This is a genomic window from Rhizobium sp. AG855 (assembly GCF_003610655.1).
Lineage (GTDB): Bacteria > Pseudomonadota > Alphaproteobacteria > Rhizobiales > Rhizobiaceae > Allorhizobium > Allorhizobium wuzhouense.
In genome coordinates, this window is the sequence record NZ_RAQG01000003.1 from 1,337,616 (window position 1) to 1,362,253 (window position 24,638).

At 63.7% G+C, this 24,638-nt stretch carries 24 protein-coding genes; 13 read left to right on the forward strand and 11 right to left on the reverse strand.

From position 1 onward, the window contains the following. Nucleotides 1-63 precede the first annotated feature (63 nt). Complete coding sequence (locus DFO46_RS06480; protein ID WP_120276735.1) at nt 64-783, reverse strand: DUF2259 domain-containing protein; 720 nt, start codon at nt 781-783, stop codon at nt 64-66. Continuing rightward, nucleotides 780-1,457 carry a ribulose-phosphate 3-epimerase gene (gene rpe / locus DFO46_RS06485; protein ID WP_120276736.1) on the reverse strand — a complete coding sequence of 226 codons (678 nt, stop codon included), beginning with the start codon at nt 1,455-1,457 and terminating at the stop codon, nt 780-782. Before rpe ends, DFO46_RS06480 begins: the two co-directional genes overlap by 4 nt. A gap of 207 nt (nt 1,458-1,664) precedes the next feature. Here rpe and DFO46_RS06490 point away from each other — a divergent pair, with 207 nt between their 5' ends. Next, the gene (locus DFO46_RS06490) at nt 1,665-2,429 is read left to right on the forward strand and encodes an SDR family NAD(P)-dependent oxidoreductase (RefSeq protein WP_120276737.1); all 765 of its coding nucleotides are present in this window, start codon (nt 1,665-1,667) and stop codon (nt 2,427-2,429) included. 9 nt (nt 2,430-2,438) lie between these two features. Here the strand turns inward: DFO46_RS06490 and DFO46_RS06495 are convergent, their stop codons facing one another. Further along, a complete protein-coding gene (locus DFO46_RS06495) occupies nt 2,439-3,515 on the reverse strand; it encodes a branched-chain amino acid ABC transporter substrate-binding protein (RefSeq protein WP_120276738.1) in 1,077 nt (358 codons plus the stop codon). Between the two features lie 175 nt (nt 3,516-3,690). On the opposite strand from DFO46_RS06495, the gene DFO46_RS06500 reads away from it, so the two are divergent. Genes DFO46_RS06500 through DFO46_RS06530 form a run of 7 tightly spaced genes read left to right on the forward strand, consistent with a single transcriptional unit; the run spans nt 3,691 to nt 9,427 of the window. Further along, nucleotides 3,691-4,182, forward strand: coding sequence for a flavin reductase (locus tag DFO46_RS06500; RefSeq protein ID WP_245422516.1), 492 nt, complete (start codon nt 3,691-3,693; stop codon nt 4,180-4,182). 24 nt (nt 4,183-4,206) lie between these two features. After that, a complete protein-coding gene (locus DFO46_RS06505; protein WP_120276739.1) occupies nt 4,207-5,139 on the forward strand; it encodes a MoxR family ATPase in 933 nt (310 codons plus the stop codon). A 2-nt stretch (nt 5,140-5,141) separates the two neighbouring features. Further along, the gene (locus tag DFO46_RS06510; protein ID WP_120276740.1) at nt 5,142-6,401 is read left to right on the forward strand and encodes a VWA domain-containing protein; all 1,260 of its coding nucleotides are present in this window, start codon (nt 5,142-5,144) and stop codon (nt 6,399-6,401) included. Beyond that, nucleotides 6,398-6,727, forward strand: coding sequence for an XdhC family protein (locus DFO46_RS06515; protein WP_110790586.1), 330 nt, complete (start codon nt 6,398-6,400; stop codon nt 6,725-6,727). Before DFO46_RS06510 ends, DFO46_RS06515 begins: the two co-directional genes overlap by 4 nt. Then, nucleotides 6,727-7,434 (forward strand): XdhC family protein, encoded by a 708-nt coding sequence (locus DFO46_RS06520; protein WP_120276741.1) that lies wholly within the window; start codon nt 6,727-6,729, stop codon nt 7,432-7,434. The genes DFO46_RS06515 and DFO46_RS06520 overlap by 1 nt, the downstream gene beginning before the upstream one ends. Beyond that, nucleotides 7,431-9,089, forward strand: a complete 1,659-nt coding sequence (locus DFO46_RS06525) for a molybdopterin-binding/glycosyltransferase family 2 protein (protein ID WP_120276742.1) — start codon at nt 7,431-7,433, stop codon at nt 9,087-9,089. Before DFO46_RS06520 ends, DFO46_RS06525 begins: the two co-directional genes overlap by 4 nt. Nucleotides 9,090-9,091: 2 nt before the next feature. Continuing rightward, a complete protein-coding gene (locus DFO46_RS06530; RefSeq protein WP_120276743.1) occupies nt 9,092-9,427 on the forward strand; it encodes a TfoX/Sxy family protein in 336 nt (111 codons plus the stop codon). Here DFO46_RS06530 and DFO46_RS06535 read toward each other — a convergent pair. The 6 genes from DFO46_RS06535 to bcp all read right to left on the reverse strand — a co-directional run bounded on the left by DFO46_RS06535 (nt 9,415) and on the right by bcp (nt 14,931). Further along, nucleotides 9,415-9,822, reverse strand: coding sequence for an NUDIX domain-containing protein (locus DFO46_RS06535; protein WP_120276744.1), 408 nt, complete (start codon nt 9,820-9,822; stop codon nt 9,415-9,417). The genes DFO46_RS06530 and DFO46_RS06535 overlap by 13 nt on opposite strands. Nucleotides 9,823-9,828: 6 nt before the next feature. Then, the gene (locus tag DFO46_RS06540; RefSeq protein ID WP_110790581.1) at nt 9,829-11,364 is read right to left on the reverse strand and encodes a DEAD/DEAH box helicase; all 1,536 of its coding nucleotides are present in this window, start codon (nt 11,362-11,364) and stop codon (nt 9,829-9,831) included. Nucleotides 11,365-11,509: 145 nt separating this feature from the next. After that, the gene (locus DFO46_RS06545) at nt 11,510-12,133 is read right to left on the reverse strand and encodes a LysE family translocator (protein ID WP_120276745.1); all 624 of its coding nucleotides are present in this window, start codon (nt 12,131-12,133) and stop codon (nt 11,510-11,512) included. Nucleotides 12,134-12,180: 47 nt separating this feature from the next. After that, nucleotides 12,181-13,479, reverse strand: a complete 1,299-nt coding sequence (locus tag DFO46_RS06550; RefSeq protein ID WP_120276746.1) for a M23 family metallopeptidase — start codon at nt 13,477-13,479, stop codon at nt 12,181-12,183. A gap of 142 nt (nt 13,480-13,621) precedes the next feature. Next, a complete protein-coding gene (locus DFO46_RS06555) occupies nt 13,622-14,464 on the reverse strand; it encodes a ferritin-like domain-containing protein (RefSeq protein WP_120276747.1) in 843 nt (280 codons plus the stop codon). Next, nucleotides 14,464-14,931: a thioredoxin-dependent thiol peroxidase gene (gene bcp / locus DFO46_RS06560; RefSeq protein WP_120276748.1), complete on the reverse strand. Its 468-nt coding sequence runs from the start codon at nt 14,929-14,931 to the stop codon at nt 14,464-14,466. The genes DFO46_RS06555 and bcp overlap by 1 nt, the downstream gene beginning before the upstream one ends. A 122-nt stretch (nt 14,932-15,053) precedes the next feature. Between bcp and DFO46_RS06565 the strand changes: the two genes are divergently transcribed. Next, nucleotides 15,054-18,482 carry a DUF3971 domain-containing protein gene (locus tag DFO46_RS06565; RefSeq protein ID WP_120276749.1) on the forward strand — a complete coding sequence of 1,143 codons (3,429 nt, stop codon included), beginning with the start codon at nt 15,054-15,056 and terminating at the stop codon, nt 18,480-18,482. Between the two features lie 16 nt (nt 18,483-18,498). Here DFO46_RS06565 and DFO46_RS06570 read toward each other — a convergent pair whose 3' ends face one another. Both DFO46_RS06570 and DFO46_RS06575 read right to left on the reverse strand, forming a co-directional pair. Beyond that, a complete protein-coding gene (locus DFO46_RS06570) occupies nt 18,499-19,212 on the reverse strand; it encodes a cobalt-precorrin-6A reductase (RefSeq protein WP_120276750.1) in 714 nt (237 codons plus the stop codon). Then, complete coding sequence (locus tag DFO46_RS06575; RefSeq protein ID WP_120276751.1) at nt 19,202-20,332, reverse strand: cobalt-precorrin-5B (C(1))-methyltransferase; 1,131 nt, start codon at nt 20,330-20,332, stop codon at nt 19,202-19,204. The genes DFO46_RS06570 and DFO46_RS06575 overlap by 11 nt, the downstream gene beginning before the upstream one ends. Nucleotides 20,333-20,439: 107 nt before the next feature. Here DFO46_RS06575 and cobA point away from each other — a divergent pair, with 107 nt between their 5' ends. Genes cobA through cbiB form a run of 4 tightly spaced genes read left to right on the forward strand, consistent with a single transcriptional unit; the run spans nt 20,440 to nt 24,570 of the window. Continuing rightward, a complete protein-coding gene (gene cobA / locus DFO46_RS06580; protein WP_183041850.1) occupies nt 20,440-21,297 on the forward strand; it encodes a uroporphyrinogen-III C-methyltransferase in 858 nt (285 codons plus the stop codon). Further along, nucleotides 21,294-22,598, forward strand: coding sequence for a cobyrinate a,c-diamide synthase (locus DFO46_RS06585; RefSeq protein ID WP_120276752.1), 1,305 nt, complete (start codon nt 21,294-21,296; stop codon nt 22,596-22,598). Before cobA ends, DFO46_RS06585 begins: the two co-directional genes overlap by 4 nt. After that, on the forward strand, nt 22,595-23,599 hold the full coding sequence (gene cobD / locus DFO46_RS06590) for a threonine-phosphate decarboxylase CobD (protein WP_120276753.1): 1,005 nt from the start codon (nt 22,595-22,597) through the stop codon (nt 23,597-23,599). The genes DFO46_RS06585 and cobD overlap by 4 nt, the downstream gene beginning before the upstream one ends. Beyond that, on the forward strand, nt 23,596-24,570 hold the full coding sequence (cbiB, locus tag DFO46_RS06595) for an adenosylcobinamide-phosphate synthase CbiB (RefSeq protein ID WP_120276754.1): 975 nt from the start codon (nt 23,596-23,598) through the stop codon (nt 24,568-24,570). The genes cobD and cbiB overlap by 4 nt, the downstream gene beginning before the upstream one ends. Nucleotides 24,571-24,638 lie beyond the last annotated feature (68 nt).

Consider the following 24,638-nt stretch of genomic DNA (forward strand, 5'->3'; position numbering starts at 1 on the left):
CGAGCCCCCAGGCCAAGGCGCCCACGCTCCAAAGCTGCATCGAGGGCAGCCGGGCGCGCCTGATCACGGCTTCACCGGAACGGCAAGCCAGCGCAGATCGCTGCCTTCGAAGCCGAGCGACGCCACCTGGACCATGACCATGTGCGGGGCTGTCGATCCCAGGCCAGCTGTCACCACACCACCGATCGCATAGGCGCTCGGGCAGTGACGGCTCTTCGGCACATTCCGGTCCCTGTAAACCTCGCGCTTCGTTTCGGGTTTGGCGTCGTCCGCAACGGAGAGAGCAAAGCCGCGCACAGGTGTGTTCATGCTGCGGCAGAGTTCCTCGCCCTCGGCATCGAATTCCTGCAGAGACAGCCGGTAAATGCCGTCTGAGACGTAGAAGCTCGGAAAGGCCTGATAGCGCAGGTCGTGCAGCTTTTCCGTCAATTCGCCGATGGGTGCGAAGGCGACGAGATGGCCGGGATCATCCCCGATTTTTCGCGCGTCGAGCAGCGCCTTGGCCTGATTCAGGCTTTCGCGCCGCGCCTCACCGATCGACGCCTCTTCCCGTCGGATGAGGACCTTGATCGGCGTGCCCTCGACATAGCTGTCCGTCTCGGTGTCGATCACCTGGATCTCGGCATAGGGAAAGCCCGAGCCGTCCTGTTCGCCGAATTGTTCGAAGGCGAAGTATTTGCCGTCGGGGGAAAAGCCCAGCGGCCGCATCTCCGCCACGTCTCCGGCGTTCGCGGCAAGAGCCGTGAGCAGCAGGATCGCGATGGTCGGAAGCGGTAACTTCACCCGCGTCCTCCCTCGGCCGCCTTCCGCAGGGTGGCCACCGTCTTGCGGTAGTCATCCACGCCATTGCCCTTGAAGATCGCGGAGCCTGCGACCAGAGCATTGGCCCCGGCTTTCGCAATCTCGGCGGCGTTGTCGGCGGTCACGCCACCATCGACTTCAAGATCGATCGGGCGGTTGCCGATCAGGGCGTGCGCCTTTGCGATCTTGTCGGTCATGGCGGGGATGTATTTCTGGCCGCCGAAGCCGGGATTGACGCTCATGATCAGGATCAGGTCGAGATCATCCATCACGTGTTCGATGACCGAGAGCGGGGTCGCCGGGTTGAGCGACACGCCTGCCTTCTTGCCGAGCGCACGAATGGTCTGGAGCGAGCGATGCAGATGCGGGCCGGCCTCGGCATGCACCGTGATGATGTCGCAACCGGCATCGGCAAAGGCCGCCAGATAGGGATCGGCCGGTGCAATCATCAGATGGCAGTCGAAGACGGCCTTGGTATGGGGGCGCAGCGCCTTGATGACGGCCGGGCCGAAGGAGATGTTCGGCACGAAATGGCCGTCCATGACATCCAGGTGAACCCATTCGGCACCCGCTTCGACGACATCGGAGACTTCCTGGCCGAGGCGCGAGAAGTCGGCAGCGAGAATGGAGGGCGAAATCAGCAGGGGGCGTGTCATGGCGTGTTCCTCGGCAGCGCTGTCGCATGATGTCGGCTCGATCCGATGCCGGGGTCATGCGGGATCATGGCAGTCATTTCCGGTCCGCATAGCACCCGCGATGGTGTGCGGCAACCATGCCTTGGAATGAGATGCATCCGGGCTTGACGCGCCGGTGCCGGGCGTCCATCCCTCGACCGGAAAAAGATCTCGGTCTGGGAGGACAGCATGGCCAAATTCGCGATCATCACCGGCGGCAGTTCGGGCATCGGCCGACACCTCGTTTCGGCCTTCGTCACCTCCGGTTACGACGTCGCCTTCACCCATATCGGCCAGCCGGAAGCCGCTACTGCCGTCGAGGCGGACGCGGCGGCGCTCGGAGGCCGGGCTCTCGGGCGCGAATGCGAGGTTGCGGGCAGCGAGGCCATCGAGGCGTTTCTCGATGAGGCGATTGCCTTGGCCGGTCAGGCGCCGGATGTGCTGGTCAACAATGCCGGCATCCAGACCTGGGCTTCTCTGCTGGAGTTGTCCGAGGACCGCTGGGATGCCGTGATCAGCACCAATCTCAAGGGCACTTTCCTCAACACGCAGCGTGTAGCGCGGCGCATGGTGGCCGCTGGCAAGGGCGGTTCGATCGTCAATCTCGGCTCCGGCTGCAACAAGCTCGCCTTCCCGAAGCTCGTCGATTACACGGCGTCGAAAGGCGGGATCGAGCAGTTCACCAAAGTGTCCGCCGTTGAGCTGGGGCCGCAGGGCATCCGCGTCAACTGCATCGCGCCCGGCGCCATCGAGACGGCGCGGACGCAGGCCGAAGCCCCTGATTATGCGAAGACCTGGGGCGACGTCACGCCACTCCGCCGCGTCGGCACGCCGGAGGACATCGCAGGGCCGGTGCTGTTCTTGTGCTCCGAACAGGCGTCGTTCATCACCGGTCAGACCATCTGGGTCGATGGCGGTGTCTTCACGCAGGCCTTCTGGCCCTACCGTGACTAAGCTGAAGCCCTACTGCGTCTTGTCCGGGACAGCGACGAAGGCGTTGCCTTTCCATTCGAGCAGGCGATAGGGATTTTCGCTCAGTTCGTGATCTTCTCCAAAGGTGACGGGACCCAAGGCCGTCTCGAAGGGGGTGCCGACCAGCGCATCCGGCAGCGCCGTTCCCACGGCCGACGAAATGCCTGCAGCATCCGCCAGGATCGTCACAGCCGCATGGGCCGGCAGAACATAACCTTCTGCCGAGATCTTTTTCTCGGTCAGTTCTGCCGCCAACGCCTCTGCGTTGGGGCCTCGCGGTGTCTCGTCCAGACCGACGGCCAGCACGCCATCTTCCAGCGGCACCGGTTCATTGGCAGCGCGCATGGCGTCGCCACCCAGGATGGTCAGCGCCAGCTTGTCGGCCTTCGCATCGCGGGCGATCACGGCGACATCGTTGCGGTCACCACCGATGAAGACACGGGATGCGCCGGTCTTCTTAAGTCTGCGCACGAGGGTGAGCTGCTGTTCCTGGCCCGGCCGGAAGGTGTCGGTGAAGACGGGTTTCAGGCCGCTTTCCTCAAGGCTTGCGCGGACGGCATCCGCCAGCTCTCGACCGCGAATGGTCCCGTCATCCAGAAGGGCCACGGCGTCGCCCGCCCAGTCGCGCAGGATGATTTCGGAGAGCTTCTTTGCCTCTGCATCGCTATCTGGGGCGAGGCGGAAGAAGGGCCAGCTCTCCTTGGCCGAATCTTCCATCAGGCCCTTCCAGCGAACCGAAAGCGTGATGGCCGGAATGCCGGCCTCTGCCAGCTGCGGCAGCCCGCCGACCAGGCTCTCGCTGCAGAGGAATCCGATCGCCGCCTTGGCGCCGGCCGCGCGGATCTGTTCGGCAATTTTTGGCCCGCTGCCTTCCGTGCAGCTTTCCTCGATCTCGACCAGCGAGATCGACAGCCGGTCGGCCGCCAGGTGGGCGCCCTGACGCACCTGCTCGCCGAGCACGTCAAAGAGGCCGCTCTTGGGGGCGACGACAGCCAGTGTCAGCGGCTCGGCAAAAGCCGGCGCGAACGCGATGGCGGTCATGGCGCCGGTCAGCAAAAGTCGTTTCATTGGCAGGTCCCATATTGCTTGGCGGCATCCTAACCGAAAGCTTAGGCAATTGGAAATGCTGGCTTTCCGGCCGATGAGCAGGGGGTCTTGAAAAACCTTGGCGCTGTTGTGGAAAAGGTAAGGCTTGGCGTCCATATTCGCCATCGAAGTGGGAATGCATGCAGGGAGACAGCATTTGAGTCGTGAAGGTCTGGATCCGGTCTCCTATCGCGAGGCGATGAGTCACTATGCCGGCCATGTGCAGGTTGTGACATCCGAGCACAAGGGCGTGCGGCGTGGGGTGACGATCACCGCTGCATGCTCCGTCTCCGATAATCCGCCGACCGTGCTCGTGTGCCTGAACAACAGCAATCCCAGCAATGATGTCTTGTTCGAAAGCGGTTTCTTCGCGCTCAACTCGCTCGCCGCCCATCATGAGGCGCTGGCCGGCGCCTTTGCGGGATTTGGCAAGCTCTCGGCAGAAGAGCGTTTTGCACTCGGAACTTGGCGGACCCTCGAAACGGGCGCGCCTGTGCTCGACGACGCGCTTGCCGCCTTCGACTGCCGGGTGGTCGATCGCAAGGTGACGGCAACCCATACCGTGTTGTTCGGCGAGGTGCTGGCCCTGCATATGGGTCCGAAACAGCCCGCTCTCATCTATCTGGACCGGGGCTTTCGCACGCTGTAAGCTTTTCCCACAAGAGGAGGAGACATGGCAGAACGCGCGGATACGGGACTGCCGCAGACGATCGATGCCGTCATCGATCTGCTCGCGGAAGAGGATTATCTGGCTGGCCGGCCACTCGCCACGGTGCTGTTTCTAGCACTCAGGATGAAGCGGCCGCTGTTCCTCGAAGGCGAGGCCGGCGTCGGCAAGACCGAGGTCGCGAAGGTCTTGGCCAAGGCGCTCGATCGGCCGCTCATTCGCCTGCAATGTTATGAAGGCCTCGACGTCGCATCCGCCGTTTACGAGTGGAACTACCCCGCCCAGATGCTGGAAATCCGCATGGCGGAGGCATCGGGCATGTCTGATCGGTCGCGGCTGGAAAGCGACATCTTTTCCGAACGTTACCTGATCCGCCGGCCGGTCTTGCAGGCGCTGGACGGGCAGTCCGGTCGCGCCCCGGTCTTTCTGATTGATGAGCTGGACCGCACCGACGAAGCTTTCGAGGCGTTTCTGCTCGAAGTGCTCTCGGATTTCCAGGTGACCATTCCCGAATTCGGCACGGTTAAGGCGGCCGAGCCTCCCATCGTCATCGTTACGTCGAACCGCACCCGCGAGGTGCATGACGCGCTGAAGCGCCGTTGCCTCTATCACTGGGTCGACTATCCGGCCGCTGCCGAGGAACTGGCGATCATCCGCCGCAAGGTGCCCGGTTGTGACGTGCAGCTGTCACGCCAGATCGTCGCCTATGTGCAGCGGCTGCGCACTATTGACCTGTTCAAGAACCCCGGCATCGCCGAGACCATCGACTGGGCGACGGCGCTGACCGAACTCGACCGGCTGGCACTCGATCCCGAGACGATCGCCGACACGCTCGGCACGCTCTTGAAATACCAGGAAGACATAGCGCGCATCCAGGGCAGCGAGGGCCAGGCACTTCTATCCGAAGTGAAGGCCGAGCTGCTTGCGGCGGCGGGGTGAGCATGGAGGGCGTCCAGTCCCAGGATGGCATCATCGTTCCGCCACCGGTCGCGGGTGACGGAAAACTTGCCGACAATATCGTGCATTTCGCCCGGGTGCTGCGCAAGGCCGGGCTTAAACCCGGACCCGGTGCCGTGATCGACGCGATTGCAGCCGTGGATGCGATCGGCATCGGTTCACGTATCGAATTTCACGCCGCTTTGTCCGCCATCTTCGTCAAGCGGCACGAGGATCAGCCGGTCTTCGATGAAGCCTTTGCCGTCTTCTGGCGCTCGCGTGACCTGATCGGCAAGATGATCGCGCTGATGTCGCCGGTGGCGGCGATCGGCGAGCGGCAGAAGCCGAAGGCCGGTGGCGCACGCGTGAGCGACGCGTTGTTTGCCGAAAAGAACCGGCAGGCACCGCCGCGGGACGAACCGGATGTCGAGATCGATGCCCGGCTCACGGTTTCCGGTCAGGATGTGTTTCGCCGGCTCGATTTCGGCCAGATGACGGCGTCCGAACTTGCCGAGGCAAGACGCGCCATCGAGCGGCTCGCCATGCCGGATGATGCGGTGAAGACGCGTCGCTACCGCCCCTCGAACCGGGGCCGCATGTTTGATGCCCGTGCCACCATCCGACAGTCCTTGCGCTCCGGCGGCGATTTGATGCTGCCGCGCTTCCGGACCCATCGGGAGCGGCCACCGCCGCTGGTGGTGCTGGCCGATATCTCGGGATCGATGAGCCAATACACCCGGATCTTCCTGCATTTCCTGCATATTCTGACCGAGAAGCGTCAGCGGGTGCATACCTTCCTGTTCGGCACCCGGCTCACCAATGTCACCCGACAGCTGCGCAATCGCGACCCGGATGAAGCGATCGCGCAATGCAGTGCTGCCGTTGCCGACTGGTCTGGCGGCACGCGGATCGGAGAGACGCTTCGTCTGTTCAACCGTCAATGGGGACGGCGCGTGCTGGGGCAGGGCGCAATCGTGCTTCTGATCACCGACGGCCTGGAGCGGGACGATGTGGAGCTTTTAGGGACCGAAACGGACCGGTTGCATCGGTCCTGCCGGCGCCTCGTCTGGCTCAACCCGCTTCTGCGTTTTGCCGGCTTCGAGGCGCGGGCGCGCGGCGTGCGGGCCATGCTGCCGCATGTTGACGAACTCCGGTCGGTGCACAATCTGAATGCGCTCGGCGATCTCGTGAAATCGCTGTCCGCGCCGCTGGACCGCGATTGCGATCCGCGCCGCCTGATGAATTCCGGAGGGATGAGGCCATGACCCAGGATATGCTCACGCGTGATCCGCTGGTGATTGCGGAGGACTGGCAGGCCGAGGGGCGGGCGGTCGCGATCGCCACCGTCGTCGAGACCTGGGGTTCGGCCCCGCGTCCGGTCGGCAGTCATCTGGTGATCGACGCAGAGGGGAATTTCGAAGGCTCGGTGTCGGGCGGCTGTGTAGAGGGTTCGGTCATTACGGAAGCACTTGAAGTGCTGGAAAACGGCAGCCCACGCATGCTGGAATTCGGCGTTGCCGACGAGACGGCATGGCGTGTTGGCCTCTCCTGTGGCGGCCGTATTCGCGTCTATGTCGAAAGGCTCGGCTGATGGAGGTCTCGCTTCTCCAGGCGCTTAACGCCGCGCGGCGCGCCCGCCGGGCAGCAGTGGTCGTCACAGATCTTGCGGGTGGTCCGAGCCGGCTCGTTGTCGAAGGCGATTCCGTCGATGGGCCGCTTTCCGATGAGATCGGGCAGCGCCTGCGGTCCGGAAAATCGGGTCTCGTCACGGTCGATGACCAGTCCTGGTTTCTCAATGTGCACCTGCCGCCCGCCCGGATCGTGGTGATCGGTGCTGTGCATATCAGCCAGGCGCTGGCACCCATGGCCACCTTGGCCGGATTTGCCGTTCGCATCATCGATCCGCGCACGGCCTTTGCGACGCCGGAGCGTTTTGAGGGCATCGATCTCGTTCCCGAATGGCCGCAGGATGCCTTGGCCCGGCAACCGCTCGACCGTTTCACGGCGCTGGTCGCGGTGACCCATGATCCCAAGATCGACGATCCCGGCATCATCGCGGCGCTCAAGGCCGGGTGTTTCTACATTGGCGCGCTCGGCAGCCGGAAAACCCATGCGAAGCGCCTCGAACGTCTGGTGGCTGAAGGGTTTGGCGCAGAAGAGACCGGTCGCATTTCGGCTCCCATCGGCCTCGATATCGGGGCTGCTACGCCGGCGGAAATTGCGGTCGCAACGCTCGCCGACATCATTCAGGCGCTGCGTCGCCGGCCGCTTTCTGAGCACGCGGAGCCTCTAGCATGAGTTTCGGTCCGCTACCGCTCGACGAGGCGGAAGGCGCCATCCTCGCCCATTCGTTGCCGCTCAACACCGGTCGATTGCCCAAAGGGAGCCGGCTGACGGCAGCGGATATCTCCCGGCTGCGCGCCGAGAGTGTCGAACAGGTGATCGTGCGCAAGCTTCACGAGGGAGACCGGACGGAAGACGAGGCGGCGCAGTTGCTTGCATCGTCCATTCGCAGTTCGGGGCTCGACCGGGGTCCGGCCGCCACAGGCCGCGTCAACTTCTATGCGTCCGTCAACGGCCTCTTCGTTGCCGACAAGGCAGTGGTGGACCGCTTCAATCGGGTTGACCCCGCGATCACGCTTGCATGTCTGGCGGATCGAAGTGACGTGCGCAGTGGCGATCTCGTGGCAACCATCAAGATCATTCCGCTGGCTGTGTCTGCTGCGAGCCTCAATGCGGCGATCTCTGTGCTTGAGGCGGGCGACGCCTTTTGTGTTCGCGCCTACCGGCCATATGCCGTGCATCTGGTCGCGACCGAATTGCCCTCCCTCAAGCGCTCCGTCATGGACAAGACGGCCCGGGTGCTTGAGGCGCGTCTTGACCGCTCGGGGAGCAAGCTCGCAGGCGAGCGGCGGGTCCGCCATGAGGCTGAGGCGGTGGCCGATGCGTTGAGGGCAAGCCTTGTTGGTGCTGCGGCCGATCCTGGCGCTTTTCCATCACTTCTCGTGGTCTTTGGCGCCTCTGCCGTCTGCGATGCCGAGGATGTCATCCCCAAGGCGATCATGCTTGCTGGCGGTACCGTTGAGCGGGTCGGCCTGCCCGTCGATCCCGGCAATCTGCTGGTGCTCGGCCATATCGGCGACGTGCCCGTGATCGGAGCGCCGGGGTGTGCGCGCTCGCCGAAGGACAATGGCTTCGACTGGGTCCTGAACCGCATCCTGGCCGGCGTTCCCCCGTCTGCAGACGAGATGGCCGGGTGGGGCGTAGGAGGATTGTTGATGGAAATTCCGAGCCGACCCCTGCCGCGTCTCGCCGCGAATACGGGAGCCGGTCCAGCGGGGCACGCGCCCGATCTCGGCATCGTGGTCCTTGCTGCCGGCCGGGCCAGCCGCATGGGCGAGGGCGGGCCACACAAGCTTCTGGCCGAGTTCGAAGGCGAGGCCCTGGTGCGCCGCGTGGTTCGGCAGGCGGTCGAGGCGGATTGCGGCCCCGTCTTCGTGGTCACTGGGCACCGCTCCGCCGATATTACGAAGGCCTTGTCAGGGCTTGATGTCGAACCCATCGAAAACCCGGCCTATGCGACCGGCATGGCAAGTTCCCTACGTGCCGGCCTGATCGCCGCTGAGGCGGTCGGCTTGCCCGCGATTATGGTGCTGCTCGCCGATATGCCCGGTGTTACGACCGTTGATATCCAGCTGATGGCAAAGATCTTGCGCAAGATGGAAACCCCGGCGATCATCCGTGCGGTGGCCGATGGCCAGCGCGGCAATCCGGTGATCTTGCCGGCGCATACCTTCGAGGCGTTGAAGGCGCTGGAGGGGGATATTGGCGCGCGGGCGGTGATCGAGAGTTCCGGTCTTCCCGTCATCGATGTCGAGATTGGCGCTGCTGCTCGGCTCGACGTCGATACGCCGGAAGCCGTCGTTGCAGCGGGTGGCACCTTGAGGGACTGACGATGGACAATGCCTCGATTGAGGAGATGTTCGAGGCCGTAGGCCCGGTCAGCATCCGCCGCATGTTCGGCGGAAAGGGCATCTATCACCACGGCATCATCTTCGCGCTCGAACTCTATGACGAGATCATGCTGAAGGGCGACGCCGAGAGCGGACCTCTCCTGGAGGCGGCCGGGGCGAAGCGGTGGGTCTATGAGGGTAAGGGTGGAAAGCCGGTCGCCATGCCCTATTGGACAGTGCCGGATGAGGCCTATGACGATCCGGAGCTGATGGCGAAATGGGCGCGGCTCGCCTTCGAAGCGGCCGTCCGGATCACGAGTGCCGATCAGCGCAAGTAGGCAAGAACGGCGCGGGTGAAGACAGACAGGGGCTGGGGCAGGGCGTCCAGATCGTACCAGCCGATCTCCGACAGCTTATCGGGTTCGGTCAGCTGCGGTTCGCCCTGTGTTTCGGTCGCCTTATAGAGCAGCGACACCCAGTGCTGGCCATCGGCCGCGATAATCTGCTCGGTCACGCCGAGATAGGTGATCGGGCCAATCGTCAGGCCTGTCTCTTCCTCAGCCTCACGGCGGGCCGCCTCTGCGGCCGGCTCCAGATGGTCGACCTTGCCGCCGACGATGTTCCAGTGGCCGGCTTCCGGCGCCTTCATGCGCCTGCACAAAAGCAACTTGCCATCCCGAAGGATGGCAAGACCGACGCCGAGGCCGGGAAAATCAATGCCGGGCAGACCCATGACCAATCAGGCCTTGGCTGCAGCCACGATCAGCATGAAGGCGGGGATGTCATCACCGAAGCCGACGGGCGTCGGGCCGTCGTCGTGGTCGTGATAGCGGTTGCGGCGGCGATCGCGGTTGTCGTCGTTCGCGGGTGCCTGGCTGCTGCGATTGTTGCGCGGATTGTTGCTATGGCGCTTGTCGCCGCGACGATCGTCTCCGCGACGGTCGTTTGCCACCGGCTCGGCCTTCATCGGTTCTGCCACCTTGACCGCTTCAACCTTCACTGCTGCTTCCACCACTTCTTCCTCTACCGGTTTGGTATACTCGCTGCGCGTATCCGATTTGTGACCGCCGCGCCGCTCACGACCCTTGTCGCGGCCGCGTTTTCCACGGCTTTCGTCATGGCTCTCGGCCGGGGCCGGAAGCGCGGAGATGTCGCCGTCGTGCCATTCGATCTTCTGACCGATCAGCTTTTCGATGGCGTCGAGGAATTTGGTGTCGCTGCGCGTCACCAGGGTGAAGGCGGCGCCCGAACGACCGGCGCGACCGGTGCGGCCGATGCGGTGGACATAATCCTCCGCATGGATGGGCACGTCGAAATTGAAGACGTGGCTGACATCGGGGATGTCGAGACCGCGGGCGGCGACGTCGGAGGCGACCAGAAGCGTGATCTGGTTGTCCTTGAAGCCGGCCAGCATGTTGGTGCGCGAGCGCTGGTCCATGTCGCCATGCAGGGCGCCGACGGAGAAGCCGTGGCGTTCCAGCGAACGGAACAGGTCGGCGACATCTTTCTTGCGGTTGCAGAAGATGATGCCGTTCTTCAGCTCGCTCTGCGTGCCGATCAGTTCGCGCAGCTTGGCGCGCTTCTCGTAGTCCTTGTTGTGGCAGGCGACGAGACGCTGCGTCACGGTGAGCGCGGTCGAAGACGGCTTGGCCACTTCGATGCGTTCCGGGTTCTGCAGGAAGCGGTCGGCCAGTTTCTGGATTTCCGGCGGCATGGTGGCCGAGAAGAACAGCGTCTGGCGGGTGAACGGGATCATCTTGGCGATGCGTTCGATATCCGGGATGAAGCCCATGTCGAGCATGCGGTCGGCTTCGTCGATGACGAGGATCTCGACGCCGGTCATCAAGAGCTTGCCGCGCTCGCAATGATCGAGCAGGCGGCCGGGGGTGCAGATCAGCACGTCCGCGCCACGCTCCAGCTTTCGGTTCTGCTCCTCGAAGGAAACGCCACCGATCAGGAGCGCCACGTTGAGCTTGTGGTTCTTGCCGTATTTCTCGAAGTTTTCGGCGACCTGGGCTGCCAATTCGCGCGTCGGCTCAAGGATGAGCGTGCGCGGCATGCGGGCGCGGGCGCGGCCATTCTCGAGCAAGGTCAGCATGGGAAGAACGAAGGACGCAGTCTTGCCGGTGCCCGTCTGTGCGATGCCGCAGATGTCCCGCCGCTGCAGGGCCGGCGGGATGGCGCCAGCCTGAATCGGTGTCGGGATCGTGTAGCCGGCGTCGGTGACGGCTGAAAGGACTTTCTGGCTCAGGCCAAGGTCAGCAAAAGTTGTCAAAGGGAAGTAGTTTCCGTTCCTGTTCTCGCGAACATCCATGAGTCGCCCTTGATGCGGGCTCGAATGGTTGCGGCGAATAGTGGGAAACGGCCCGAAAGTCAAGGAAACAGGCGGATTTAACCCTACAAAGGCTTAAAGCGCATGATTAATTCGTTCGCGTCGTCCAAAGGATCTGGATACCGGCGAGCCCGATCGCGGTGCCGGCGAGGCGGTTGACCCGGCGGACCACGGCCGGAATGCGCATCAGGGAGCGGGCGCGCCCGGCAATCCAGACATGGCCGCCAACCACCAAGATCTCGACCAGAACGATGACGGAAGCCAGTGCCAGATAGTCGTGCGCGCCGAAGGTGGCGCCGACGAAACCCGGCAGGAGAGCCAGATAAAACAAGGGCATCTTCGGATTGCCGAGGTTGAGCGCGATGGCCGTCATGAAGGTGGTCGACAGGCCCCGGCGGTCGACTTCACGCGTCGTTTGCGGGATCACCGGCGTCACGGTCCAGAGACGATAGGCGACATAGATCAGGTAGGCGGCACCCGCATAGCGCAGGATCACCATGAGCAGCCCCATCTCCTGGGCGATCAGGGAAAGGCCAAAGGCTGCCAGTGCAAGATAGACGAGGATGCCGGCCAGCGTCCCGGCGCCATACGCAAATCCAAAGGCAGGACCGTGGGAGAGCGTGCGGGCGACGATGGTCATGTTATCAGGGCCGGGGCTTGCGGCGAAGACGAAGAAGGCGAGCGCGAAGGCCAAAAGCGAAGCGGCATCCATCGGGATTCTCCTTTGCCCGATGAAGCTGAACGCAAAAGGCGTTCGGGTCAATTGATCAGAGGCGTCAGTTTCATGCCGGCATTGAGAAATTGCATCGGGTCGACGGCGTCGCCGTTGCGCCGGATTTCATAATGGAGATGCGGCCCGGTGGAGCGTCCTGTCGAGCCGGAAAGGCCGACGACGTCACCGGTTGCAACTTCGTCGCCAACCTTGACCAGAACGCGCGACATGTGGCCGTAGCGGGTGGATATGCCGAGGCCATGATCGACCTCAACCATATTGCCGTAGCCACCGGAAAAACCGGCGGCCACGACCTTGCCGGCACCCGTGGTCCGGATTTCGGTGCCGGTCGGGGCACGAAAATCGATGCCTGCATGCATCGCGAGGCCACCGAAGAAGGGATCCGGCCGGTTGCCGAAGCGGCTGGTGATGTCGCGGCCCGGAGCGGGGTTGGCAAAGGGCAGGCGGCGCGCTGTGTCGCGCACGGATTCCAGCCGGGTCAGGGCAGCGTCCAGCTGGTTCAGCGAGGCGTTGAAATCCTTTTCCGAGCGCGGGGCAAGATAAGGTCCGCCAACGGCATCCTGCGTTTCCAGCGCCGCCTGTTCTTCAACGGGCACGCCCTGGCGCTTCAGGATGCCGGCGATTTCGTCGGCAGTGGCGGAGGCGCCGCTGGCAAGCTGGTCGATCCGTTCCAGTTGTTCGGCCTCGATCTCCTTCAGCGAAAGCGTCATGTGCGAAAACAGCCGATCGGCGCGATCGGCGACATTCTCCTGCGTCATCGGCACATAACCGAGCGCAAGGCTGGACGATGTCGATGTTTCCTTTCGCTCGCCCTTGCCGAGCAAAGCTGCGAATGCCGGCGCATCTGCACCAATCAGCGATGCTTCGTCTCCCTCTGCTTTGGGCTTGTCTGCCGGTACCGGCCCGTCGCCAGGAAGTGTCGTTTCACCCGCCCCCTGCAGCAGTGCACCGATGCGGCCGTGGCGGGATGTCAGCGCCATCTGCTGTTCCAGCAGTTTTTCGACCTTGTCCTCGACCACCTGCTGGTCGAGCAATTGCCTTGATGTGACACGGTCGACCTGGGCGCGGAGCGCCGCGATCCGGTCTTCGTATTCGTGTTGCATGCGCGCCTGGCGCGCCATGGTGGCGCCGATCAGGTTGTCGCGCAGGACGAGATATGTGGTGGCGCCGAGATAACCGAGAGCGAGCGTGCCGAGAAAACAGACGGCGAGGAGGGTCATCCAGGGACGGATCGTCATGTGGCGAATGCGGTCGCCGCTGGCCAGAATGACGACGTGCTGCAGCTTACGTTTCCCGAAAACCTGGTTGTTCGATCCCGTCGCCACGCCTGTTTCCCTTCTCCTGCGACCCTTGCGCCGTTCTGGGCAAATGGCTGCATGACCGCGAGTCGTCTTATTTGGACTCGCTGAAACGATTACGCATTATTAGGGTTAACAAACATTCAATGGCGGGCGTGGCGTGCCTGCTTCAGGAGTTGTTTTTGGAGGAAAGCACCCTGTAGAAGGATGGCGTCAGCCCTGCTTCCGCGCGGGCCACATCGTTGAACGGCGCCTTCAACTGGCCACGAAAATTCGCCCGCACCAGATCCTGGAATGTTGCTGCCGGATCGCGCTTTTCGCGGGCGCAAAGAAAGCGGAACCACTTGGCACCGACGGCGACATGACCTTTCTCGTCCTCATAGATGATCCGCAGCACTTCTGCGCTTTCGAGATCGCCGGTCTGACGCATCTTGTCCTGTAAGGCGGGGGTCACGTCGAGGCCGCGTGCCTCCAGGATGAGCGGCACCACCGCCAGGCGGGCGGTGAGATCGTTGCGGGTCGAATGCGCCGCCTGCCACAATCCATCATGGGCCGGCATGTCGCCGTAATCCGCGCCCAGCGTCCGCAGGCGGTCACGCACCAGCCGGAAATGTTTGGCCTCTTCATAGGCGACCTTCATCCAGCCGTCGAAGAACGAGTGCGGCACCGGTTCGCTGGCAAACCGCGCGACGATGTCCAGCGCCAGATCGACGGCATTCAGTTCGATATGCGCGAGTGCGTGGAGGAGTGCGATGCGCCCCGGCAGGGTGTGCAGGGAGCGCTTTTCCACCGCCTTGGGCGGCACCAGTTCCGGCTTTTCAGGTCGGCCAGGCCGATCGGGCATGACAGGGTCGAGCGGCGATCGCAGCGACAGGCGCCGTTCCTGCCAGCGGATCGCTGCGGTTTGCGCAAGCGCCGTCTTCTCGTCGAGGTCGGCGCTCAGGATTGCGAGCGTCGCTGCCCCGCGCAGCGAGTGGAAAGGGGTGGCCGGCGGGGTCAGCGTATCGGACATCAGAGAGCCTGGGTCGCCTTCAGAACGGCCTCGGCATGGCCGGGCACCTTCACCTTGCGCCAGACCTCGGCAATCTTGCCCGATCCGTCGATCAGAAAGGTCGTGCGTTCAACGCCCATATACGTCTTGCCGTACATGCTCTTCTCCTTCCAGACGCCATAGGCCTCCAGCGCCGCATGGCTTTCGTCGGCGGCGAGCAGGACGGAGAGATTGTGTTTGGCGGCGAACTTGTCGTGGCTCTTCACCGAATCGGGCGAGACCCCCAACACGGTTGCGCCAATGGCCGCGAAATCGGCCGAAAGCTTCGTGAAGTCAACGGCTTCGACGGTGCAGCCGCTGGTGTCATCTTTCGGATAGAAATAGAGGACCAGCGGTTTGCCGGCGAATTGCTGGAGCGACACGGTGGCGCCACCACTGGCGGGCAGGGTGAAGTCGGGGGCTTTGTCCCCGGCAGTCAATTCCGTCATGGGATAACCTTTCTTTTGCCTGTTTTGTGGGTGATTGTCGGCGCACTCGATATATAGTCCGCTCCGAAGTCGTCCAGAGCGACTTGATAGCGGCATCGATCGACGGAGACAATCACCAGGACATGTCAGAGATCCGGGGCGAAAAGCTACGGTTTCGCAAGCGGGACATCGTGCCGCTGCATGCCCTCCCGTCCGCGCAGGTCGAGGATCCCCTTATTGTGCATACACCGCCGCCGCGCCGGTCGGTCCTGCGCCGGGTCCTGCGCGTGCTCGGCGGCCTGTCCGCTCTGTGGCTCGTGGTGCTGATGGGGGTCTACGCGGTGGTCGAGAGCGGAACGCTCGACCAGGCGCTTGCACGTCGCGCCCAGGCGGTCCTCGCGGATGCTGTTGCACCGCATTTCCACGCCGAGGTCGGTTCCACCGAAGTGCGATTTTCCGCCAATATGGAGCTGACGGTCGAGGCGCACGATGTCACCCTGACCGAAGCCGATCTCGGACGCCAGGTTGCGCTCACGAAATCGGTCAAGTTCATCGTCGAGCCGCTGGCGTTGCTCGGCGGCCGTTTTTCGGTGCGCGAGGTGGTGAGCGACGGCATCAGCCTGGACGCCAGGCTGTTGCCGAAGCGTGAGCCGCTCGACCTGAACAAGGTGCGGATCGATTCGATGCCGGCCTTCCTCTCCGGCGCTTTTGACGAACTGGACCGGATCCAGGCCTTCTTTGCTCGTGGGGGGCTCGACCGGATGCGGATCGGCGGTCTGGAAGTGTCTGCCACCAGCGCCAGCGGCCGGCCGCTCACGCTTGCCATCGACGACATTGCCATGGAGCGCGGCGAGGACGATTCTCTGTCGATCTTCGGGGCGATTTCCGTCAACGGGCAGCAGACCGAGCTCACCGCGCTTACCAACAATGTCGAAGGACGGGCGCAGTCGCTGACGATGCGGGTCGCAGACTTCCGGCTGACCCCGTTCATGCTCCGTCGTTCGATGAATGGGGACCCGAGACAGGGCATCGACGGCTCGGCGGAGCTGCTGTTGTCGGCAAAACGCGGGGGTGGCGGTGTGCCCCGCGCACTGTCGTTTGGCGTCAATATGCAGGGCGCCACCTTCTATTCCGATGGCCAGCCACAAGAGATTACCAAGGCCAACCTCAACTTCGCCTACGACTTTGCCAAGGACACCGTCGAGATTGCCGACTCGAACGCCCAGCTCGACAAGACGATCCTGCCGATTTCGGGTGGACTGATCGATCTCGACCGGTTGCCGGAGGGCCCCGAATTCGGCAAGGGTTTCGGCATCGACCTTCTGGTTTCCAATGGACGCGCCGATGTCCCCGATGCCGGCGAGACGCCTTTTCCCTTTTCGCTCAAAGGGTATGGTCGTTATCTGGTCGACGACAACATGCTGCAGCTCGACACGCTTGATGCGTCGACGCCGAACGGCAATCTTGACGGCAAGCTGCAGATCCGCTTCGGCGGCACCGGACCCGAAATTCGCTTCAATGCCGCCGTGGAGAACCTCAAGACGTCCGCGCTGAAGCAGCTCTGGCCCTATTGGATCGCGTCGAAACCCCGTCGCTGGGTTCTGCAAAACATCTTCGGCGGTGTCATTCCGCGTGGCACCATCGACGTGTTCATTCCGCAAAACCGCTTGTCGCTCGAGCCGCAAGCCGTGCGTCTCAATGCCGATGAACTGCGCATCGGGTTCGATATCGAAGATGCGCGCATGAACCTGACCGGCGAGATTCCGCCCCTGCGCGATGTCTATGGCCGGTTCGACATGGTCGGCGAACGGGCAGAGGTGAAGATCAAGTCTGCGGGATCCTATTTCCCGTCTGGACGTGTCGTGAAGCTGGACGGCGGCAGCCTTGTGCTGGCCAATGTCTATGACAAGCCGCTGATGGCCGATCTCGTCGTCGATGTCAGCGGGGCTGCGGACGCCATCGCCGAACTTGTCTCCGTCAAGCCGATCCAGGCGATGCAGCGAACCGAATTTTCGCCCGCTGATCTCTCAGGTCCGGTGACCGGCCACGCCGAAGCACGGTTCGGCCTGATCGATGACCAGTCGCCGCCGCCTCCCGAATGGACCGCAGCCGTCGTCCTTGATGGCGTCGATATCAAGAAGCCGTTCGACGGCCGCAATGTCACCGATGTCTCGGGATTGCTGGTGGTCGATCCGGAAGCGGCGCGCCTGGAGGGGACCGCAAAGGTCGAGGATGTCCCCATGGATATCCGTGTCACCGAACCGGTGCGCAAGGGGCCGGATGCCGTCGCACGGGAACGGGTGATCAGTGCCAAACTCGATGATGCCGCGCGCAACAAGCTGGTGCCTGGACTGAGCGGTATTCTCGACGGACCCGTCTCGGTCGAAATGACCTGGCTCGGAGATCGCAAGCAAGGGGTGTCGGTCGATCTTCGCTCCGCAACGCTGACCGTGCCGTGGCTTGGCTGGACGAAGGGGCAGGGGATCGGGGCCACTGCCAAATTCGATCTGACCAGCGACAATAACAACCAATCCTTGATCGAGAATTTTGTTCTGGCGGGCGACGGGTTCGGCGCCAGCGGCGATCTTCAGATCAACCGCGACGGATTGCTGGCGGCGAATTTGTCCAAGGTCCGATTGGCGCCAGACGACAATGTTGCTTTGACCGTGCGCAACACGAAGGGCGTCTATTCCGTCAAAGCGAGCGGTAGCGCCTTTGATGCCCGTTCCCTCATCTCGAAGTTGAAGCAGCCGGAAGGAGGCGACGGTGGGGGAAGTGATGACGGCAGCCGTTCAGGGCCGTCCGTACGCATCGAGGGAAAGATCGACCGCGTGGTCGGTTTTGGCAATGAAGCGCTGTCCGGCGTGTCAATCATCTATTCGGGCAGCAAGGGGCGCGTCAATGCGGTCGACTTCTCCGGCGTGACCGGCAGCGGCCAGGCGGTTGTTGCCAAGCTGCGCGCTCCCGAGGGCGCGCGCGAACTCGCCTTTACCAGCAGCGATCTTGGGGCTGTCGTGCGGTTCCTCGACGTCTACAATCGCCTGAGCGGGGGGCTCGCCAACCTGCGTCTGACGGAAATTCGCAGCGGCTCCTGGAGCGGCAATATCGATGTCCGCAATGTCCAGGTCAACAACGAGGAGCGGCTGCAGTCGATCGTCTCGACGCCGGCCGGAGCCGACGGACGCAGTCTCAACAGTGCCGTCCGCAAGGACATCGATGTGAGTTCGGCCAGCTTCCAGCGCGCCTTTGCCCGCATCTCGGTGGTCGATGGCACGCTGAGCGTCGAGAACGGCATCGTGCGCGGCGAGCAGATCGGGGCAACCTTCCAGGGCATCGTGCGCGATCGTTCCGGGCAGATCGACCTCACGGGCACCTTCATGCCGGCCTATGGGCTCAATCGCCTGTTTGGCGAACTGCCGGTCATCGGCGCGCTTCTGGGCAATGGCCGGGATCGCGGACTGCTTGGCATCACCTTCAAGCTGACCGGGGCGAGTGCCAAGCCGAACCTCGTGATCAATCCGCTGTCGATCATCGCCCCCGGCGTCTTCCGCCAGATCTTTGAATTCCGCTGATCTCCGCCCGGTTGGCTCAATCCCGTTCCAGCATGACGACCGGCAGCCCCAGTTGGCGCGCGGCGGCGAGCTTGGCGTAACCAGCCGGTCCGCCTGAATTGCGGCAGACCAGATGGGTCACGCCATGGGCGGTGAACAGGTCGACCTCACGTGCCGGATCGCTCGCCGGCTTGCCCAGCACGAGACTGTAGTCGTTGATGGCGAGCGCCACCTCCGGTGGGTCGACCATGCGGATCACGAAGCGGCAGTCCTCGCGGATCGAAAAGGCATCGAGATATTGGCGACCGAGCGCGAGAAAGACGGTTGCGCCTGAGGGCAGGGCGCGTGCAGCCGCTTCAAGCGACCTCACCGGCTGCCAGCGATCGCCCGGCTGTTTGCGCCAGCGGGGGCGCACACTCTGCTCGAGCGGTATACCTGTCATCGCAGTTGCCTTGATGGCGTTCTCGCTGATCCTTCGAGCAAAGGGGTGCGTGGCGTCAATGATCCGGTCATAGCCGTTTTCGCGGATGTGGTTCGCCAGTCCTTCCGCCCCGCCGAAGCCGCCGATGCGGACCTCGCCGACCGGGAGGATCGGATCGAGGGTGCGTCCGGCGAGTGAGGTGGTCACCGCATGCCCAGCCTCCACCAACTGGCTTGCCAGCGCACGCGCCTCGGCAGTGCCGCCGAGGATCAGGATCTTCTGCGGCCTGTCGCTGTCGGGCTGCCGGTTGGTCGTGTCGTCACCTTGCATGGGCAATGATGGTTCCGCTGCGGTCGATGACGATGACGTCTATCTCGACCGGTGCATCCCGCAGGACGGACATGGCAGTGCGGCGGGCGCCTTCGGCGATATCGGAGGCGATGTCGATGCCAAGTTCGTTCATGATTCCAAGCGCCTCCATAGCGGTGTTGGCATTTTGAATCCGCTCACGGATATTTTGAGTCAGGTTCTCCGCGCAAGGCAATGAAAGAAAATGGAGATTGTCGATCTGACTACGGCCGGAATGGAGGTCGAGCGCGCCTTGGGCGAGTTTGGCCATCTTGGCAAAACCACCGGCGATGGTCAGGCGTGGAACCGGATGGGCGCGGAGATATTTGAGCAATCCTCCGGCGAAGTCGCCCATGTCGAGCAGCGCGCCATCCGGCAGGTCGTAGAACGCCTGAGCTGCCTTTTCCGAGGTCGATCCGGTTGCGCCGAGCACATGCGTGAGGCCTTCAGCGCGCGCCACATCGATGCCGCGATGGATGGAGTGGATCCAGGCGGCGCAGGAAAACGGATGCACGACACCGGTCGTGCCGAGGATGGATATGCCGCCGAGAATGCCCAGCCGCGGGTTCCAGGTGTCCTTGGCAAGCGTCGCGCCGCCGGGCACCGAGATGATGATTTCCACGTCCGGTGAGACGCCATGCGCCTCAGCCAGCCGTTCGATCTCAGCCGTCATCATGGCGCGCGGCACCGGATTGATCGCGGCTTGACCGACCGGGATCGGCAGGCCGGCCTTGGTCACTGTGCCAACGCCGTCGCCGGCCACAAAGCGGATGCCGTTTCCGGGAGCGAGCCGTCGCACGCTCGCGATTACGGTTGCCCCATGGGTTACATCCGGATCATCGCCGGCATCCTTGACGATGCCCGCAAAGGCAGAGCTACCGTCGAAGCCTTCAGTCGCCAGCGCGAAGGCCGGTGTTTCGCCGCGCGGCAGAGTGATCGTGACGGGGTCGGGAAAAGCGCCGGTCAGCAGGGCAGAGAACGCGGCCTTGGTCGCGGCCGTGGCGCAGGCACCCGTCGTCCAGCCGGTGCGCAAGGCGCTGCCTTCGGGCTTTTCCACCCGTTCGCCGTCCCGCCGTTCCTGCTGATGATCCGTGCTGCTCATGGTTTGCTTATAGGCGAGTGCCACGCGGTGCGGAAGGCTCGGGCGGTGGTGAGGCTGCGGAAAGCCGCCAAGCCACAATTGCAATTTGAAGGCCCGGAGCCTAGACCATGGGTATGAGTGACACGACGCGTCTTGCCCTGCCCATGTGCCTGCCGGCGATCGAGCCCGGCCATGTGTGGCTTGCGGGCGCCGGACCGGGCGATCCCGGACTTCTGACGCTGCTGGCCGCCAAGGGGCTGGCGGAGGCCGACGTCATCGTGCACGACGCCCTCGTCAACGAGGAATGCCTGAAGCTCGCCCGCACCGGCGCGATCCTTGAATATGCCGGAAAGCGCGGCGGCAAGCCGTCTGCCAAGCAGCGCGACATCTCGCTCCGCCTCGTTGAACTCGCGAAGGCCGGGCATCGGGTGCTGCGGCTGAAAGGCGGCGATCCCTTCGTCTTCGGCCGTGGTGGTGAAGAAGCCCTGACCCTGATCGAACATGGCGTTCCCTTCCGCATCGTGCCAGGGATCACTGCCGGGATCGGCGGGCTTGCCTATGCCGGCATTCCCGTCACCCACCGCGAAGTCAACCACGCCGTTACCTTCCTCACCGGCCATGATTCCTCCGGTGTCGTGCCAGACCGGATCGACTGGGACGCGATCGGGCGTGGTTCGCCTGTTATCGTCATGTATATGGCGATGAAACATATGGGCCAGATTGCAGCCAACCTGATCGCTGCCGGCCGTCGACCTGACGAGCCCGTCGCGTTTGTCTGCAATGCGGCGACTGCCGATCAGACCGTTTTGGAGACCACGCTCGGCCGCGCCGAGGCGGACATGATCGCGGCCGGCATCGAACCGCCGGCCATCGTCGTGATCGGCGAGGTTGTCCGTCTGCGGCCTTCGCTCGATTGGCTCGGTGCTCTGTCTGGCCGAAAGCTTCTGCCCGACCCCTTCGCCGTGGATCGGAAAGACACGGCATGAGCGGGCTTCTGATCGCGGCCCCGTCCTCCGGTTCCGGCAAGACGGTGGTGACGCTCGGGCTGATGCGGGCGCTGTCGCGCCGTGGCGTCGTCGTCTCGCCGGGCAAGGCCGGACCCGATTACATCGATCCCGCCTTTCATGCAGCCGCCTCGGGCCGGACCTGTTTCAATTTCGATCCCTGGGCGATGCGAGCGGCCTTGCTGCGCGACCAGGCCGCCCGGTCCTCTGACGAAGGCCTGCTGGTCATCGAGGCGATGATGGGGCTCTTCGATGGCGCTGCGGATGGCACCGGGAGTGCCGCCGATCTCGCCGCCCTTCTGGCACTTCCCGTCATCCTCGTGATCGATTGTGCACGAATGTCACAATCGGTCGCCGCCATCGCCACCGGCTTTGCCTGCTTCCGCCCAGATGTCCGGGTTGCGGGTGTGATCCTCAACAAGGTCGGCAGCGTGAGGCATGAAGGCATGCTGCGCGCTGCCTTGGAGAATACCGGCCTTCCGGTGCTGGGCGTGTTGCGCTCGAACCCCGATCTACATCTGCCGGAGCGGCATCTCGGTCTCGTCCAGGCCAGCGAACACGCCGGTCTTGAAACATTTATCGAGGCTGCTGCGACGGCTGTGGAGGAAGGCTGTGACCTCGCCGCGTTGATGGCGCTTGCGAAAGGGTCAACTGGGTCTGCACCTCCTCCTGAAACGGCAACCATCCCGCCACTCGCCCAACACATCGCCGTTGCCCGCGATATCGCCTTCGCCTTTTCCTATCCGCATCTGCTCGACGGCTGGCGGCGGCAGGGTGCAGAGATCTCCTTCTTCTCGCCAATCGCCGATGAGGCCCCCTCGACAGACGCGGGCGCGATCTATCTGCCAGGTGGCTATCCGGAACTGCATGCCGGCCGGATTGCGGGCGCGCTTACCTTCAAGGCCGGCATGAGCGAGGCTGCGGCGCTTGGCGCGCGCGTCTATGGCGAGTGCGGCGGCTATATGGTTCTGGGGGACGGCCTCATCGATGCCGATGGCCAGCGCCATGCCATGCTGGGCCTGTTGCCGCTGACGACCAGCTATGCGCAGCGCTCTCGCCATCTCGGCTATCGCCGGATCCGATCGCTGGTACCAGAGATGTTTGCCGGTGCTTTCTCCGCCCATGAATTCCACTATTCGACCGTGATCTCGGAAGGCGATGCCGAACGCCTGTTCGAGGCTGAGGATGCGACGGGCCAGGCTGTTGGTGCGGTCGGCTTGGTCAGGGGCCGTGTCTGCGGGTCCTACATGCATCTGATCGACCGGATCGGAGACGCCGCATGAGCGCGCCGATCCAGCATGGTGGCGGTCTGGCGGCTGCGGCGGACCTCTATGGCGGCCGGATCGAAGACTGGCTCGACCTGTCGACCGGTATCAATCCATGCCCGCCGCCGCTGCCCGAGATCTCCCCGCGCGCCTTCCACCGTTTGCCGGATCGGGAACTGGAGCAGGCCGCGCGCCTCGCCGCCCGCCACTATTACCGGTCCGGCGAACGGTTGCCGCTACCGGTTCCCGGCACCCAGTCCGTCATCCAGCTCCTGCCGCGCCTTGTGCGCCCCGGCGCGCGCGTCGCCATCCTCTGGCCGACCTATGGGGAATATGCCCGCGTCTTCGAACAGGCCGGTATGGCCGTCGATCGCATCGCCGATCTCGATTCTGTCACGCCAGCCCATGGCCTTGTCATCGTCGTCAACCCGAACAATCCCGACGGGCGGGCCTATCCGCCGGAGCGTCTCGCCCGGCTGGCCCAGGATCTCGCCCGCGATGGCCGCTATATCGTCGTCGACGAAGCCTTCGGGGATGCGCTGCCGGAGCTCAGTGTGGCGGCTGCCACGCAGCGGAACCTCATCGTCTTTCGCTCCTTCGGCAAATTCTTCGGCCTTGCCGGCATCCGGCTCGGCTTTGTCATCGCCGACGATGATCTTGTCGCGCAAATTGCCGACTGGCTCGGTCCTTGGGCCGTATCAGGGCCGGCTCTTGCTCTGGCTGCCCATTTCCTCGGCTCCGATGTCGCGCCGATTCGAGCCGGCATTGCGGAACGGTGCGCTTCTCTCCATCGTGTCTTGCGCGGTGCGGGCCTCGTCGTCCGTGGCGATGCCGGGCTTCTGACGCTTGTTGAACACTCCAGGGCAGGGGAACTGCACACTCATCTCTGCCGTCACCACATTCTGACCCGCAAGTTCGATTACCGACCGGACTGGCTGCGCTTCGGATTGGCGGCCGATGAAGCGGGTGATCGCCGGCTTGCCGAAGCGCTTGCGATATGGACTAAGTCCGCCGCATGATCCATCTGCTTTTCCTCCTTGCCGCCCTCATTCTCGATCGTCTCGTCGGAGATCCGCCCTGGTTGTGGCAGCGGTTCCCGCATCCGGTCGTGGTTTTTGGCAAGGGCATCGATTTCTTCGAGACGCGGCTGAACCGGCCAACTTTTACCGCCATCGGTCGGCGCCTCAATGGTGTGGTGAGCATCCTCGTGCTCCTGGCGCTCGCGGCACTTGGCGGGGCGGCCCTTTCGCATCTGGCTTCGGCACTCGGTCTGTTTGGCGCTGTCTGTGAAATCCTCATCGTTGCGGTCTTTCTTGCGCAAAAGAGCCTCGGCGATCATGTGCTTGCCGTGGCCGATGGTTTGCGCAGCGGCGGTCTGTCAGGTGGGCGCCAGGCGGTGGCGATGATCGTCGGCCGGGATCCGAACACGCTGGATACATCCGGAGTCTGCCGTGCGGCCATCGAAAGCCTGTCGGAGAATTTTGCCGATGGGGTCGTGGCGCCGGTCTTCTGGTATGCGGTCGCGGGCCTGCCGGGACTTCTCGCCTACAAGATGCTCAACACCGCCGATTCGATGATCGGGCACAAGAATGATCGATTCGTCGATTTCGGTTGGGCCTCGGCCCGGCTCGATGATCTCGCCAACTGGCCGGCTGCACGGCTCTCGGCGGTGCTGATCGCGCTTGCTGCATCGATCAGGCTCGGTGCTTCGGCGGGCCGGCGCTCGTTCTCGGCGGCATTGCGTGACAGCGGCCTGCATCGCTCGCCGAATTCCGGCTGGCCGGAAGCGGCCATGGCCGGTGCCCTCGATCTTCAGCTTGCCGGTCCGCGCATCTATGGCGGCGTGCGGGTGAGCGAGCCGATGATGCATGCCGGCGGGCGAAACGATGCCACGCTTGTCGATATCCATAGAGGCGTCTCCGTCTTCTATGTCGCCGGCAGCCTTCTGACCGCGTTGATCGGGCTTCTGGCGCTGCTCTCCTACGTCTGATCTCGCCATCGGTGCTGGCTCCGCGTCTGCTGACCCTTTTTGGGCAACCGGCTTCGTCGGATTTCCTT

Coding starts and splice junctions, on each gene's coding strand:
- rpe (WP_120276736.1), bottom strand. CDS start 1,457: ATGACACGCCCCCTGCTGATTTCGCCCTCCATTCTCGCTGCCGACTTC.
- DFO46_RS06490 (WP_120276737.1), top strand. CDS start 1,665: ATGGCCAAATTCGCGATCATCACCGGCGGCAGTTCGGGCATCGGCCGA.
- DFO46_RS06495 (WP_120276738.1), bottom strand. CDS start 3,515: ATGAAACGACTTTTGCTGACCGGCGCCATGACCGCCATCGCGTTCGCG.
- DFO46_RS06505 (WP_120276739.1), top strand. CDS start 4,207: ATGGCAGAACGCGCGGATACGGGACTGCCGCAGACGATCGATGCCGTC.
- DFO46_RS06510 (WP_120276740.1), top strand. CDS start 5,142: ATGGAGGGCGTCCAGTCCCAGGATGGCATCATCGTTCCGCCACCGGTC.
- DFO46_RS06515 (WP_110790586.1), top strand. CDS start 6,398: ATGACCCAGGATATGCTCACGCGTGATCCGCTGGTGATTGCGGAGGAC.
- DFO46_RS06520 (WP_120276741.1), top strand. CDS start 6,727: ATGGAGGTCTCGCTTCTCCAGGCGCTTAACGCCGCGCGGCGCGCCCGC.
- DFO46_RS06525 (WP_120276742.1), top strand. CDS start 7,431: ATGAGTTTCGGTCCGCTACCGCTCGACGAGGCGGAAGGCGCCATCCTC.
- DFO46_RS06530 (WP_120276743.1), top strand. CDS start 9,092: ATGGACAATGCCTCGATTGAGGAGATGTTCGAGGCCGTAGGCCCGGTC.
- DFO46_RS06535 (WP_120276744.1), bottom strand. CDS start 9,822: ATGGGTCTGCCCGGCATTGATTTTCCCGGCCTCGGCGTCGGTCTTGCC.
- DFO46_RS06545 (WP_120276745.1), bottom strand. CDS start 12,133: ATGGATGCCGCTTCGCTTTTGGCCTTCGCGCTCGCCTTCTTCGTCTTC.
- DFO46_RS06555 (WP_120276747.1), bottom strand. CDS start 14,464: ATGTCCGATACGCTGACCCCGCCGGCCACCCCTTTCCACTCGCTGCGC.
- bcp (WP_120276748.1), bottom strand. CDS start 14,931: ATGACGGAATTGACTGCCGGGGACAAAGCCCCCGACTTCACCCTGCCC.
- DFO46_RS06565 (WP_120276749.1), top strand. CDS start 15,054: ATGTCAGAGATCCGGGGCGAAAAGCTACGGTTTCGCAAGCGGGACATC.
- DFO46_RS06570 (WP_120276750.1), bottom strand. CDS start 19,212: ATGCAAGGTGACGACACGACCAACCGGCAGCCCGACAGCGACAGGCCG.
- DFO46_RS06575 (WP_120276751.1), bottom strand. CDS start 20,332: ATGAGCAGCACGGATCATCAGCAGGAACGGCGGGACGGCGAACGGGTG.
- cobA (WP_183041850.1), top strand. CDS start 20,440: ATGGGTATGAGTGACACGACGCGTCTTGCCCTGCCCATGTGCCTGCCG.
- DFO46_RS06585 (WP_120276752.1), top strand. CDS start 21,294: ATGAGCGGGCTTCTGATCGCGGCCCCGTCCTCCGGTTCCGGCAAGACG.
- cobD (WP_120276753.1), top strand. CDS start 22,595: ATGAGCGCGCCGATCCAGCATGGTGGCGGTCTGGCGGCTGCGGCGGAC.
- cbiB (WP_120276754.1), top strand. CDS start 23,596: ATGATCCATCTGCTTTTCCTCCTTGCCGCCCTCATTCTCGATCGTCTC.